We start from the raw sequence: 13,159 nt of genomic DNA, 5'->3' as shown, positions 1-13,159 counted from the left end.
TGCAGTCTCCCGGCTCTGCTGTCAGACGTACGGCCGCTGAGGCTCCTGCCGGGCGGCGGGGCTCGGTGAGGACAGCGTCTTGGTAACCAAGCCGGACCAGGCCAACGGCGGGCGCCAACCGTGCCGGTTTCAGAGTCCGGCCTTCGACGACGCATGTGGCCGGACGGGGCGCGGGTATGCGGTCTCGGTGTGCGCTCGGTGGCCCGGTCACTTCACTTGCTGGTTGCGAGCGTGTTCTCACGGAGGTGGGGTTCTGTGCGCAGCGTTCTTGCGAACCAGGTTCCGTAGCGTTTGCCGAGGAACGGGGCGGAGGCGCCGTGGAGGAGGACGCTCAGGCCCACGGTGATCGCGACGGTGTCGCTGAGCAAATCTGTTCCGGGCAGGTGTTCCTCGAAGGCGAGAAGCCCGAACACGAGCGAGGCGAGTCCGCGTGGGCCGAACCAGCCGATGTAGGCGATGGATGCCGGGCGCAGTCCTGTGCCGATCAGGGCGAGGGCGACCGGCAGCATCCGTACGACGGTGAGGCTGATCAGCGCGTAGACCGCGGTCCGCCAGGTGAGATGTTGAAGGGCGGGTCCCAGGATGACCGCGCCGAAGACGAGGAAGCTGAGTGAGGTGAGCAGGAGTCCGAGGCGCTCGGTGAAGGTCACGCTCTGGAGGGGGTCGGAGGTGTCTTCCTGCGGGGTTGGGCCGAGCAGCGGTCGGCGCAGACCGGTGCCGAAGGCAAGGCCGGCTGCCCAGGCGCCGATGAACCCGCTGCCGTCCACGGCGAGGGACAGTCCGTAGGTGAGGCCCGGGACGGCGAGGGTGAGGAACGGACGCCAGTCGGGGCTGCTCCAGCCCCTGGCTACCGACCAGCGCAGTGCGCGTGCTCCGGCCCAGCCGGCGAGGAGGCCGATCACGCTGCTCAGCAGCAGTGCCCGTAGGAATGTTTCCACGACGCCCGTCCGGCCGTGGTCCTCGCCGGCTGCGGCCAGTGCCAGCACGAAGAAGGGCAGGGCCAACCCGTCGTTCAGCCCCGACTCGACCCCCAGGCCACCGCGTACCAGCGCCGGTACCCGTTTGTCGGAGACCGCCTGCTGCCCCAGGGCTGCATCTGTCGGTGCCAGGATGATGGCGACCAACGCCAGTTCCCACATGCCCAAGCCTGGCAGCAGCGGCCATGCCACGAGCCACCCCAGCACGATTGCGGCCGGCAGGCCCATCGCGAGCAGACGCACCGGGAGGAATTCCTCTCGTCGCAAATCTTGAGTGCGGATCGCGGCCGCGTCGGTGAACAGCAGAAGAACCAGCGCGCTCTCCAGCAACGCCCTCGTCACTTCTGGCTCCTTGGCCCGGCTCAGCAGGTCCAGGCCCAGCGGACCGATGGCCAGACCGACCGCTACGAAGACCAGCGGCCCGGACAGCGGGGTCGTCGACAACCGCCGCGAGAACATGCTGTAACAGGCCAGTGCTCCGCCTGCCACCACCACGGCCCACTGGCTACTCATCAGGCTCCTCGCGCAGGCGAAACGGAACACCCCAGGCCCGCGACGGCCCCGGCGGGGGGCTCCATGCCCAGCACCGTCACCCAAGGCAACTTAGTGGTGACTTTAAGGGCATATGCGCGGTTTGGCGGGTTCCGGCGTGGCAGGTCGGCAGCGCCTACGGTGAGCCGCGCCCGGACGGCAGGGGATACATGTCCGTTCGTTCCGTCAACGCTCGCGGGTATGACAAATCGCCCGTTCCGGCAGAGCCTTGAAGTCTCGGGCCCGTGCATGAGGCGAGGGGTACGTGCAGCCATAGGCCCTGTGCACTGATGACGAAGCCGGACAGGCCAGCGGCGAGGGTGAGGTCGGTGTGTTTACACGCTCACCAGGTTCCCGGACGAGTTCTCAGCCGCGTTCGCCTTCACGCACTCCAACGCATGACCCAGGAGCATGTGGGTCGCCAGCAGCCGTCAGAGGAGTGGGACGCCCGGTCCAACTGCGGAAGGAGCCGTCCACGAGCGGCTGGCGCGGTGAACCGTCCCGGCTCCTGACAGCAGCGGCGGCGTCCGCGCCGGTCGAGGCCGTCGACGTGGTCGCGGAGAACCTGCGACGGCGCTTCTCCGCGACGAAGCTCTCCTTCCTCATCGTGGACCTGACGGGAAGAGCGGTCACCCGCCTGTCCACATCCCCGGACATCCGCTCCGGCAGCGCCTCATGGAGCATCTCCGGTCCAGTCCCACCGGTTCCGTTCCCCGGGACGCGGACTGTACCGGGCGCGGCCGCCGGCGCCGTACTGCCCGGCCTCGGTCATCAGTGCGGCGCCGGTCTGGAGCTCCTGCGCAGTCCAGCCGGTGATGTCGAGCAACATCCCGTCCAGCGGCCCGCCGACCAGATCGGCGTAGTCCCGGCCTGGCACCGCACCGGGCCTGGGGTGATCCTGATCCTGCCCGTAGATACGCCCCCGCGGCAACTCGTCATCCCTGTTCATGAGTCCCAGCTTCCCAGCTGCCACCAACAAACACGGGGATACCCAGGCCTTGGTTTACCCGCGCCGCCGGCCAGGAAGGCTTGCCCCGGTCAGGTGCGCAGCCTCGGGATCCAGCCGCCGACCTTCTGCTCGGGCACGTCCTGGCGCTCGCGCTCGGCCAGCTGGTGGGCAACAGTGCTGTCCTCACACACGGGTCACTCAGAGCCTGGTCCCACCGCGGTCCGAGCTTCGGGGTGGTCTCGGCTGCTTTCCCCACCGATCGCCGGTGAATCTCGCCCCCCATGAGACACACGAGCGGCGGGCTCCGTGTTCGGCAGCCTTCCGCTCGGCTTCACACCGCCTCCGCTCCCGGCACTGCTGCTGGGCGGCCCGCCACTCCTCCAATTCGCGAGTGCCGGCTGCCTCACGGCAGGGGTTGCCGATCGCTTCGCGCAGTGGCTTCATGCGGGTGTGTCGAAGCGGAGGAACACCGGGCCGGCAGGGCCCTACTCGCGCAGCAGGGCCAGGCCAGTCGCGATGATGGGCCGGAGGCCGCACGGCACCGGTCTCTCACCCTTTCAGTCATGGGCAGCCGCATCAGCGGTCGGTGGTGCGGTGGTGTTCGGCGTTGATGCGCTGGGCTTCTTCGAGCTGGTCCTCGAGGATGACGATGCGGCACGCGGCATCGATCGGTGTGCCCTGGTCGACGAGCTCGCGGGCACGGGCCGCGATACGCAGTTGATAGCGGGAGTAGCGGCGGTGACCGCCCGTCGAGCGGAGCGGGGTGATCAGGCGGGCCTCGCCGATCGCGCGGAGGAAGCCCTGGGTGGTGCCGAGCATCTCGGCGGCCCGGCCCATCGTGTAGGCGGGATAGTCATCATCATCAAGGCGGTGGAACGAGTCGTCTGCTGTCACTTGCACCTCACTGGGAAAGCGGAGTCTCGGGGTGTGGGATTGATAGAAGTCTCGAGGGTGCGGGAACACGCGTGGAGGGGCCCTGGTGCCAATGGCACCAGGGCCCCGAAGGAACTGCTACACCATCAGCCGGCTGTGAACAGCTTTGCCGGCCTTTCTTGTTCCGCTCGTCCACCCGGGAGGGAAAGGGACGTGCGGGATCGCGGTTGCTCGACCGGAGACCACCTCACTCACGATGTCCTGCGGTACCCGGGCCCAAAAGTTCCGCCCGGGCGATCCTGATGGCGCCCAACTCCTCCGTTTCTTACCCTCTGAATCACTTACCGGTACTGCTTCACTGCGTACTACTGGTGGTGCGTACTGCTCAGTGACCTGTGAAAGCGCCACTCCTCCGGCAGCCAGCCCCGTCACCCGTGATGCAACTGCTCTGGCTTAGAACCCCACTGCCGAACTTCCCGGTGCGCACGTCCACAGCCAGACGCCTTCACCGAGGTGCTGCTCTGGTCCTGCTGCTGTGTGATGCCACTGCGTGTACTGCGGTACTTCCTCACGGCAGCCCCTGATCACTGCGGGCCACCCGGTCCGGGATCAGTTCCGTCGCCGTCCTGCAACTGCTCTGGCTTCGGAACTCCACCACCGAACCGTCCAACATCCTGCAACTACGGTCCTGCGTGTACTGCGGTGCTGCTCCCGGCAGTTCATCTCTGCCGGGCCCTGCTGTCCTCTGGGCTACGAGAGAAACCATAACCACACCACCATCCAATGTCTACCCCAGCCACCACAGGTTTCCGCCTGGCTCGTGAGGAGGTAATCGAACACGGACAGCACGCAGGGGAAGGGCCAGGGTCTGGGCGGCTATGCAGGCCCCGGGCGGCTCGGGCTGCCCGACCTCGCGCGGAAGATGTGCCACCAGCACGCCGCCGCCTACCTCCACGCCGCGCCCCTGCCCGGCATGACCGCGATCCGCGCCCTCGAACCCGTCATGAACCTCGCCCGCCTCCAGATCCGCGCGGGCGCCGCCGACGACGGGCGCCATCGTCTGCTGCACCTCTTCAACACCGTCACCAACGGCACCAGCACTCAAGTCGAGGGGGTCCACGTCCCGGCCGACCTCACCCCCACCGACACCGACCGCCACGAGGTCCGCACCTGGCTGTGGAAGGTCGTACTGGCCGACGGCACCCGCACCTTGACCACGGCCGGCCGCTGGGCGGAAGCGCTGGCCCACATCGAGGAGCACCGGGGCGTCGGGCAGCGCATGTTGGACGGCCGCCAGGTCGCCGTCCTGGCCGCGCTCGGCCACTCCCCCGCCGACGCAGCCGCGCTCGTCACCGTGACCACCCCGGGAGAGCGCTGGGAGAACGCCGTCACCGGCTGCCTCAACGTGATGTGCAACCAAGCCCTTCTCGGCCCAGCCGTTACCATCCTCGACGCGCTGGTCGAGGACTATGTCGAGCACCAACCAGACCAGGGCATGACCGTCTTCGACACGCGCCTCGGTCTGACGATCCTGGACCTGCTGGAGCCGCACCAGGAGGACGCAGCGCACCGGATGGTCGAAGAGCTCCACCGCCGGGCCATCGCGGCTACGGACGGCTACGCCGCCCGTGAGTGCCTGGCCGACGCCCGGTTCACTGCCCTCGCCGAGCCGCGCCAGGTCAAGGCAGCCCAGCAGCTTGTCCGTGTATGTGCGCTGGGAAGCGGCAGCCTCCCCGAGCCCTGGCTCGCAAGGATGAGGGAGGCGCTGCGGGCGAGCGACGCGGTAATCCGGGAGAGCGTCGGACAGCCTCAGCCCCAGCAGGAAGGCACTGGTGCACAGGTCTGAGGTGTAACGCCTCGCGGGGCTACAGCGCCCATACAGCGTGCCAAGCTCTGGACGGTCAGCCACGATTTGACGGCGCCGACCGCGGCGGCTTGCGCGTCGCCGTGGTGGAGAACACCGGCCTCCCGGACGGCTGCGCCCACCGCATCGTGTACGTGGACGCGCCGCCGCCCGCGGGAACGCACTGCGAGAGCTCAGCCGCGTCCTGGCCCCGGCAGCCGCCTAACGACCTCGTGCACGGTTAGCGGTGAGACGTCGATCTCGGATCGGCGATCATGGCTGTGTGGTGGGGAACGTGACGCGCACAGCGATCATCAGCGACCGGAGGATCACGGGCTTGTCGGCCGCTGTGATCGCTGAAACCGTTGCTGAGGTGGGGCCGTTGTGGCATGAACGTCATCAGGCCAGGCTTGCGTCCAGGCCGCGGAAGCGTGCGGTTGGCGCTGGTGCGAAGCACCGCATGGTTTTCGTCGACCGGCTCCTGGCCACGCTCGTGCACCTTCGCCACGGAGTGACTCATGACGTGCTGGCCTGCTGGCCTGCTGGTTCGCCGTGGACCGCTCGACCATCACCCGGGCCATCGGCGAGGTGCGGCCCCTGCTCGCGGAGCGAGGATGCACGGTCAGCCCCGACGTGCGGCTGCGAACCCTGGCCGAGGTCGTCGATCATCTCGGCCAGGCCGGGAAGACCGGCATCATCGACGGCACCGAGATCCGGGTCCGCCGCCCGGCCCTCGGCCACAAGGACCGGGACAAGTTCATCTCCGGCAAGAACAAGCAGACGCCGTGAAGGCCATGGTGTTCACCGACGGGGACGGGCGACTGCTGTTCTGCAGCCCGACCAAGCCCGGAAGCTGTGCGGACATCACCCACGCCCGCGAGTTAGGGCTGGTCAAGCTCCTGGCCGACGGTCCGGGGGTCGAGATCCTTGCCGATGCCGGCTATCAAGGACTCGGAGCACAGACCGGCGGACGCGCCGTGACGCCACCGCACCGCAAGTTCAGGAAGAAGGCCCCGGACTGGTACGAGGAAATGCACGAACGCCAGCGCAAGGCGCACTCCTCACGCCGCATCCGGGTCGAACACGGCATCGCCCACCTGAAGAACTGGCGGGCGCTGGCCCGTCACCTCGGCCGCCGCGAGCACATGGACGACACCGTCCAAGCCATTGCCAGCCTACTGTCCCAACAGCAGACCGCAGACCGCAGACCGGATCCTGGCTTGGCAAACGTGAGCACCACGGCTCCGCCTGGCACTGCGACGTCTCACCGCTAACCGTGCACGAGGTCGTTACGGGGTGTATTTCAATCCCAAGGGAGGAACGTTCGGCGCCCTGGCCCGGGACGGCGGCATCGTCACCGGCGAGGAGATCGGCCTCTCACCGCAGGCGTCGGATCCTGCGGCCTACTGGACCTTCCGTTTCTGGCAGCGCGGGTCAGCGTTCGCGTATGGCGCCGACGTTCTCGCCTACGCCTGTGCCGCGGCCGGAATGACCGTCGGCGACGGCCGGGCGGCGGCGGGCCGCGGCACGGCTCGCCGCTGGGTCCCGCTGCCGCCGGCGCTTCAGAGGTGAGCGCTGCCGCCCTTCTCCCGCCCGCGGCGTCGGCTCCCGGTCCAGCAGCAGCGGAACGGTCAGGACCGGGAGCAGCCAGACGAATACGATGAGGCGATGGCCGAGGAGCTGGTCCAGGTTCGGGTGGCCCGCCTGGTTGAGGATTCCTGCGGACGCCGCCGCCAGGGCGACCGGCAGGACCGCCGAGCGCCGCCTCAGCAGCGCCCAGGCCGAGAGCGCGAGCAGGACGGGGAGCACGGGATAGGTGGCCTGGCGACGGAGCCATGCCGTCCAGAAGACCCGTTCCTGGACGAGGAACTCCGGCCAGGGGTTGGGCAGATCGGGACGCCGGTAGTGGTCGGTCAGCAGATCCTGGGCGCTGTCCTGACCCGTGGGCCAGGACAGGAGGTGCGCGCCCGCGTAGACGGCCACGGCCAGGGCCCCGCACAGTACGGCCGCCTGCCCCGTCCGTGCCGACGGCCGCCGGCAGCGGCGCAACCACGCCCACCGGAGTGCGAACCCGGCCGTGAGAGCGACCGCCAGGAGCAGCGCCTGCGAGTAGCGCACCAGGAACATCAGGGCCAGGCCGCACACGACGAGCGCCACGCCCGTACGGGTACGGTCCAGGGAGAGCAGCGTGCACCCGAGGACGACCGCCATGCCCAGAGCCAGCGAGAGCCCGTCGCTCAGCGGGTTCATGGCGACCGTTCCGGTGGGCAGCGCGAGGTACAGCGCCTGACCTGCCAGGCCGGCGCGCCGGGAGGCGCCCGCGCAGCGAAGGGTGAGCAGGACGCAGACGCTTCCGGCCAGCGCGACGACCAGGCCCGCGAGCCAGAGACCCCACGTCGCGTCGAAGGCCGTGACAAAGGGGGCCAGGAAGAGCGGATACCCCGGGCGGGCCTCGAAGATGGCCATGAAGCGATGGTTCGCGAACGGCGCGATCATCCCTGAGGTGTTGCCGTTGCGGGACCAATGGGCGACCGAGTCGTTCAGCCGGCGTACGCACTGCTCCTGCGACTCCCCGGCGATCTTCCTGCTGGTCCAGGGGATGGAGGACAGGGGACCGTGCTGCTGGCTGGCGCAGGAGTAGTCGATGGCGCGGCGGCCCGCCTCGGCCCGGCTCTCGCCGCTGAGGGACAGGGCGTAGGAGAGGTAGTTCTTCGTGTCGGGCGAGGCCCTTCCGGTGACGGCTGTCAGCTGGAGCCCGGCGAAGGCCACGGCGATCAGCAGCATCCCGATGAGGCTGAGGTGCTTGGTACTGCGGTTGCTTCGCATCGGACGGGTGCTCCCCAGAGGTACGGCGGATACCTCACCAACGAGAGCACCGCCTCGGGGTGGCGTTCACCTCACCGACGAGAGCGACGCATATGGGCGCATGCTTCGAAGCCGGTCCGGGACGCCGTGGGTGGCTACCGGTCGCGCGGCTTTCCCCGCTTGCCGCTGCGGACCGAGCCGCAGCTCTCCGACGAAGGGCCCGCCGCCCGCCTGGGCCACTTCGACTCCTGCCAGGCCCGGCCCGGCCCGGTGATCCTCACCGCACTCGCCGAGTCCGGCTCGTTCCCCGGCAGGAGCACCTCCAGGACGAAAGCCGCCGACCCTCGTACTCGGCGTTCTCGTCGGGCTCAGCTGAACATGTCGAGGTAGTGCTGTGCGTGGACCGGGTGGTAGTCGCCGAAGTCGACGGATGCCGGGTCACCGCCGGTCTCGGCGACGACGAGTCGGTCGAGGTAGTAGTCCCAGCCGGGGCCGACTCCACCGGCCATCGCTGGGTCGTCGCCGACGGACTGGGTGAAGGTGAGCGTGGTGGTGCCCTCATGCTCGATGAGCGTGAGAGTCATGTGCCAGATGAGTTCCTGGCCGGGCACCTGCGACGTGAGGACCAGACGGTGGGGGGCCTGGCACTCCTGGATGGTGAGGAGTTCGGCCTGGTGCTCGTCGCCCTCGTAGAGCATCCGGAAGTCGACCGAGCGGGTCGACGGGTCGCCGGTCCATTCGCCGATCCAGCGAGCCAGACGGTCCGACTCGGTGACCGCCGCCCAGACGTCCTTGATGCCGGCCCGGAAGGTGCGGTCGAAGGCGATGCTGTCCAGGCCGTCGATGGTCACGCGACGCCCGGTGGGGGTGCTGGTCATGCGGATTCCTCCTGAGGTCTTCCGGTGCCGGGAGCGGCGTCGGTGCCGGCCCGGCGGTCGTGGACGGTTCTGCGGACCTCCAGGTCGAGGGCGTCGAAGGCGCTCTCGGGGATCGGGGGGCGGCCCCCGGCAAGCTCGTCGAGCAGGGCGCGGACCGGGGCGAGGCCCGGGCGGGCGAGCGCGTAGTGGCGCTCGCGACCGTGGTCCTCGACGGTGGCCAGCCCTGCCTCGGTGAGCAGTCGCAGATGTTTGCTCACCGCAGGCCGGCTGATCGGGTGCCGTGCCGCGAGGTCGACCACTCGGGCCGGGCCGGAGGCGAGTGCACGCAGCAGATCACGGCGTATGGGGTCGGCCAGGGCGATGAACGGGTCCACTCCTTATCGGTAACCCATGGGTTACCAATTGGCAAGTCCTCGACTCCACGACTCCGGGCGTCCCCGAGCAAGGAAGCGACCTCCAGGCGGGGCAGTAGCGGCACAGCGAAGCGACGGCCGAGGTGAACACCGGCCCTCGCCGCAGACACGGTGGCCCAGCGGGCTCCGCGTAGCGGTGGTGCTCACCGCAGCGACACCTCTCACCACATACGGTCGATACTCTGAATCAGATCGCCCGCTCGGCAGCGACCTTGATGCGCCGGCCGAACTCCGGGGCGTCCTTGCGTGCTGCACCGCCGGCCAGCGGGAGCAGCAATTTGCCTACGCCGTGACCGTCGAGGACGTTGAAGAGGCGTACACGCGTGCCTCCATCGGGAGTCGGCTCGAGGTCGTAGCCGCCTTCTCGCACAGTGATCGAGTTGTGCGAGGCCTCACGCCAACGAATTCGCCTCGGGGTGGTCAACTCTGTTATTTCGAAGTCCCGTTGGGACTTCATTCCCGCATCCTTGACGGTGCTGTGGAAAACGGTACCTGCCGTCGTGGCTCCGTCAGGAGTCTTCTCGATCTTGAGCACACGCGGGCTGAAGTCGGGGTCGTTCCGCCCGTCCGCCAGGTACGTGAAGACAGCTTCGATGGGGCGGTCGACAGTGACGGTGGCCTCGAACTGAGTACTCATACGCCTCTCCCGGAAAGGGCGGCCCCGGACGGAACCGCAGCAGGCGGTTGCTTCAGCAGCACGCCCTCGGCAGTCGCGCAACCGGCATTCGGTCGGGTGGGGGCGAACCCAGCCGCCGTCTCCTCAGGATACCGCCGATGCCTTTGAGCGGCAGGGACGGACGAGGAGGCACTCGAACTCCACCCGCAACCCGTAGTCCGTAGTCCGTAGTCCGTAGTCCGAGCGTGGTCTCCTCCTCCAAGGGTGCGTGTGGGTAACTGCCCTCGGGCGGGATCCCGCACAGACACGGCCCGGCATCGCCAGGAGGTGCGGGAAAGCCGCCGGCATCGGCGACAAACGCCGTCGGCCCGCAGGCCCGGCCGTAAGCCGGGGAGCACATATGCCCAATATTCAGCTTGGGTGTAATGTCGCATTTGGCCGTACTGGCCGTGCCGCGCCCCCGGGCGACGGAGGAAAGTTTTCGTCCTCCGCGTACCTCGCGGCCGGCTGAAGGATCACCGAACTCACCATTCACATCCGCCAGGCGGAAAGGTCTGCCATGAGCAAGGTCACCACCAGCGACGGCACGAGCATCTTCTACAAGGACTGGGGTCCGCGCGACGCGCAGCCCGTCGTGTTCCACCACGGCTGGCCGCTCAGCGCCGATGACTGGGACAATCAGATGCTGTTCTTCCTCGGCGAGGGCTACCGCGTGATCGCCCACGACCGTCGAGGCCATGGGCGATCCTCCCAGAGTCAGAGCGGTCACGAGATGGACACCTATGCCGCCGATGTGGCAGCGGTGACCGACGCTCTCGACCTGCGCGGGGCCGTCCACATCGGCCACTCGACCGGCGGTGGCGAAGTCGCCCGGTATGTGGCGCGCGCGAAGCCGGGACGAGTCGCCAAGGCAATCCTGGTCGGGGCGGTGCCACCGATCATGGTGCGGACGCCGTCCAACCCCGGTGGCCTGCCGATCGAGGTGTTCGACGGGTTCCGCGCGTCCCTCCTCGCCAACCGGGCGCAGTTCTACGTCGACGTTCCCTCAGGGCCGTTCTACGGGTTCAACCGGCCCGGTGCCGAAGTGCCCCAGGGAGTGATCGACAACTGGTGGCGCCAGGGTATGCAGGGTGCCGCCAACGCCCACTACGAGTGCATCAAGGCGTTCTCCGAGACGGACTTCACCGAGGACCTCAAGGCGATCGATGTGCCGGTCCTGGTGGCGCACGGCACCGATGACCAGATCGTGCCCTACGACGACTCGGCGCCGCTGTCGGTCGAACTCCTCAAGAACGGCCGTCTCAAGAGCTATGACGGCTTTCCTCACGGCATGCTGACGACGCACCCCGAGGTCCTCAATCCCGACCTCCTGGCGTTCATCAAGGAGTAGGCAACCTCAGCACGCTCGGGGCACTGTCGTCGGCATGAGCGCCGAGGGGCTCATGCCGACAGCAGCGCGTGGGGCCTGGACCTCGGCCTCGTCGCTATTTTCCGGTGGAGCACGGGTCGCAGCAGGAAGGGGCGGGTTCCACACAGATGGTGACGGTGTCGGTGTTGTTGGTGACGTCGGGATCCTTCTCCTGGCCGGTGACCGTCGCGGTGTTGGTGATCGGGCCCGGCTTGGTGGCCTTGGCCCGCAGCACGAGCGTGGCAGTGGCGCCGTCGGCCAGGTCTCCCACGGCCCAGCGGCCGGTCGTCGGGTCGTAGCCGCCCTGGGTTCCGTCGGCGGACAGGAAGGTGAGGCCTTCGGGGAGTCGGTCGGTGACGGAGATCCCGGTGGCCGGGTTCGGGCCGGTGTTGCTCACCGTGATGCGGTACGTGACCGTCTGGCCGACGGTGACCGTCGTGGCGTCGGCCGCCTTCGTCACGGTCAGGTCGGCGGCCGGCTTGACCTGGGTGATCTGCTCGTTGGAGGTGGACGTCAGTGGCTGCGGTGTGTCGCCGAGCCGGTTCTCGTAGGAGGCGGTCGCCGTGTTGCTGATCTGGCTGCCGCCGCTTTCCCGGGAGATGACGACCCGGTACTCAACGGTGGTCCCTGCCGGCAGGGTCTCGGTGTTGGGCAGGCTGCCGCCGGAGACTCCCGAAGCGCCGTTGCCGAGATGGAAGACGACCTTGTCGTCCGCGGCGTCGTAGTACGCCTGGTCGTCGCCCTGCGCGTCGCTCTTCGTCCCGGCGTTCGGGCCGTCCACGACGCGCAGGGACCCGGGCAGATACGTCGTCCCCTGCGGGATGACGTCGGTCAGGACGAGGCTCTCGGCCGCTCCCCCGCCCTCGTTCTTGGCGGTGACCCGGTAGGTGACGGTGTCCCCCACCTCCAGTGGCCCCGTGGGAACGGCGGTCTTGCTGAGTTCCACGTAGGGGGCCGTGCCGAAGAAGATGCCGTCCAGGAAGTTCCCGATGCCCTGATTGCCACCGGCGGCCGAGATGGAGCGGAACGCGAAGCGCGTCAGCACCTGGCCCGCCGGAACGGTGTAGGTGCCCGTGTAGTAGCCCCAGGCGGTCGTACCGTCGGTGAATCGCCGCTGCTCCACCGCGGAGCCGGGCGCACCGATGTCCAGCGCCATGGTGTCGTTCCCCTGGCGGCCGCGGTGATAGAGCCGCCAGTACAGCGTCGTACCGGGAGTGCTCGGCAGATCCTGGTAGAGCGTGGACACCTGATTCGCGTTGAGTTCGGCGAACTGGGCGCCGTGGGCCGCCGGCACCCCGTTGAAGCCCGAGCGCCACAGCTCGATCCTGTGATCGGTAGCGGTGGTCAGCCAGCCCGGGACACGCTTGGCGGCCTGTGTCTGCGAGGAGTCCGGCAGGATCTCCACTCCGGTCACCACGGGCTCTTCGAAACTGCCGTTGGCCAGGGCGACGCGGAGTGGAGCAGAAGGTGTGGACATGGGTCTTCCCCTCAAGTCGATGCTCTTGGACTGCACCGCCCTTCGGCACGTACCTCCATGCGCCGTAGCGGGACCGAACAGCCAGTAGCTCAACGCATTCGACTTGTTGCGTAAAGCGACATCGGGTGATCGTCGGCCAACCCCTCACCACGCGTTTGCGCCGCGGTTCCCGGTCGTTCCCCCGGCCCCTCCACCGCCGTCGGAACGCTCCCGCCCCACTCGCCTCACGTCACTCTTCCCTCCACCCCTGTCATGGCCTGAAGCTCACCGTGCGCCGCCGCCCTCACCTCCGCACAGGGTGAATCGGCAGCGGGGGAAGTTGACGCTGCGGACGAGCAGCGGCGGTCCATCGGCGGGACCCGTGGCCAGGCCGGAGCTGTCGGTCGTGG

At 68.5% G+C, this 13,159-nt stretch carries 12 protein-coding genes; 4 read left to right on the top strand and 8 right to left on the bottom strand.

Going from position 1 to position 13,159, the window contains the following annotated elements; all coding sequences use genetic code 11:
• Positions 1-212: 212 nt before the first annotated feature.
• The 3 genes from ACK8N7_RS36420 to ACK8N7_RS36410 form a co-directional block, all read right to left on the bottom strand.
• Positions 213-1,490 (bottom strand): cation:proton antiporter, encoded by a 1,278-nt coding sequence (locus ACK8N7_RS36420; protein WP_500445373.1) that lies wholly within the window; start codon positions 1,488-1,490, stop codon positions 213-215.
• 691 nt (positions 1,491-2,181) lie between these two features.
• Positions 2,182-2,457: a hypothetical protein gene (locus ACK8N7_RS36415; RefSeq protein WP_403218058.1), complete on the bottom strand. Its 276-nt coding sequence runs from the start codon at positions 2,455-2,457 to the stop codon at positions 2,182-2,184.
• A gap of 576 nt (positions 2,458-3,033) precedes the next feature.
• Complete coding sequence (locus tag ACK8N7_RS36410) at positions 3,034-3,351, bottom strand: helix-turn-helix domain-containing protein (protein WP_403218059.1); 318 nt, start codon at positions 3,349-3,351, stop codon at positions 3,034-3,036.
• A 901-nt stretch (positions 3,352-4,252) separates the two neighbouring features.
• On the opposite strand from ACK8N7_RS36410, the gene ACK8N7_RS36405 reads away from it, so the two are divergent.
• The 3 genes from ACK8N7_RS36405 to ACK8N7_RS36395 all read left to right on the top strand — a co-directional run bounded on the left by ACK8N7_RS36405 (position 4,253) and on the right by ACK8N7_RS36395 (position 6,447).
• Positions 4,253-5,176: a hypothetical protein gene (locus tag ACK8N7_RS36405; protein ID WP_500445371.1), complete on the top strand. Its 924-nt coding sequence runs from the start codon at positions 4,253-4,255 to the stop codon at positions 5,174-5,176.
• Positions 5,177-5,725: 549 nt separating this feature from the next.
• Positions 5,726-5,962 carry a hypothetical protein gene (locus ACK8N7_RS36400; protein ID WP_403218062.1) on the top strand — a complete coding sequence of 79 codons (237 nt, stop codon included), beginning with the start codon at positions 5,726-5,728 and terminating at the stop codon, positions 5,960-5,962.
• A 5-nt stretch (positions 5,963-5,967) separates the two neighbouring features.
• Positions 5,968-6,447: a transposase family protein gene (locus ACK8N7_RS36395; protein ID WP_500445935.1), complete on the top strand. Its 480-nt coding sequence runs from the start codon at positions 5,968-5,970 to the stop codon at positions 6,445-6,447.
• A gap of 160 nt (positions 6,448-6,607) precedes the next feature.
• Here the strand turns inward: ACK8N7_RS36395 and ACK8N7_RS36390 are convergent, their stop codons facing one another.
• From ACK8N7_RS36390 to ACK8N7_RS36375, 4 genes are all read right to left on the bottom strand, one after another.
• The gene (locus ACK8N7_RS36390) at positions 6,608-7,999 is read right to left on the bottom strand and encodes a hypothetical protein (RefSeq protein ID WP_500445369.1); all 1,392 of its coding nucleotides are present in this window, start codon (positions 7,997-7,999) and stop codon (positions 6,608-6,610) included.
• 347 nt (positions 8,000-8,346) lie between these two features.
• On the bottom strand, positions 8,347-8,856 hold the full coding sequence (locus ACK8N7_RS36385) for an SRPBCC family protein (protein WP_500445367.1): 510 nt from the start codon (positions 8,854-8,856) through the stop codon (positions 8,347-8,349).
• Positions 8,853-9,230 (bottom strand): ArsR/SmtB family transcription factor, encoded by a 378-nt coding sequence (locus ACK8N7_RS36380; protein ID WP_500445365.1) that lies wholly within the window; start codon positions 9,228-9,230, stop codon positions 8,853-8,855. Before ACK8N7_RS36380 ends, ACK8N7_RS36385 begins: the two co-directional genes overlap by 4 nt.
• Before the next feature lie 226 nt (positions 9,231-9,456).
• Entirely contained in the window at positions 9,457-9,906 is a 450-nt protein-coding gene (locus tag ACK8N7_RS36375) for an SRPBCC family protein (protein WP_403218067.1), read from the bottom strand.
• 538 nt (positions 9,907-10,444) lie between these two features.
• On the opposite strand from ACK8N7_RS36375, the gene ACK8N7_RS36370 reads away from it, so the two are divergent.
• Entirely contained in the window at positions 10,445-11,275 is an 831-nt protein-coding gene (locus ACK8N7_RS36370) for an alpha/beta fold hydrolase (RefSeq protein WP_403218068.1), read from the top strand.
• Positions 11,276-11,369: 94 nt separating this feature from the next.
• Here the strand turns inward: ACK8N7_RS36370 and ACK8N7_RS36365 are convergent, their stop codons facing one another.
• On the bottom strand, positions 11,370-12,770 hold the full coding sequence (locus tag ACK8N7_RS36365; protein WP_403218069.1) for an isopeptide-forming domain-containing fimbrial protein: 1,401 nt from the start codon (positions 12,768-12,770) through the stop codon (positions 11,370-11,372).
• Positions 12,771-13,159: the final 389 nt, after the last annotated feature.

The sequence above is a fragment of the Streptomyces griseobrunneus genome, assembly GCF_046713465.1.
Lineage (GTDB): Bacteria > Actinomycetota > Actinomycetes > Streptomycetales > Streptomycetaceae > Streptomyces > Streptomyces microflavus.
The sequence above is the reverse complement of the archived record's forward strand: the minus strand, read 5'-3'. Positions and strand labels throughout refer to the sequence as shown.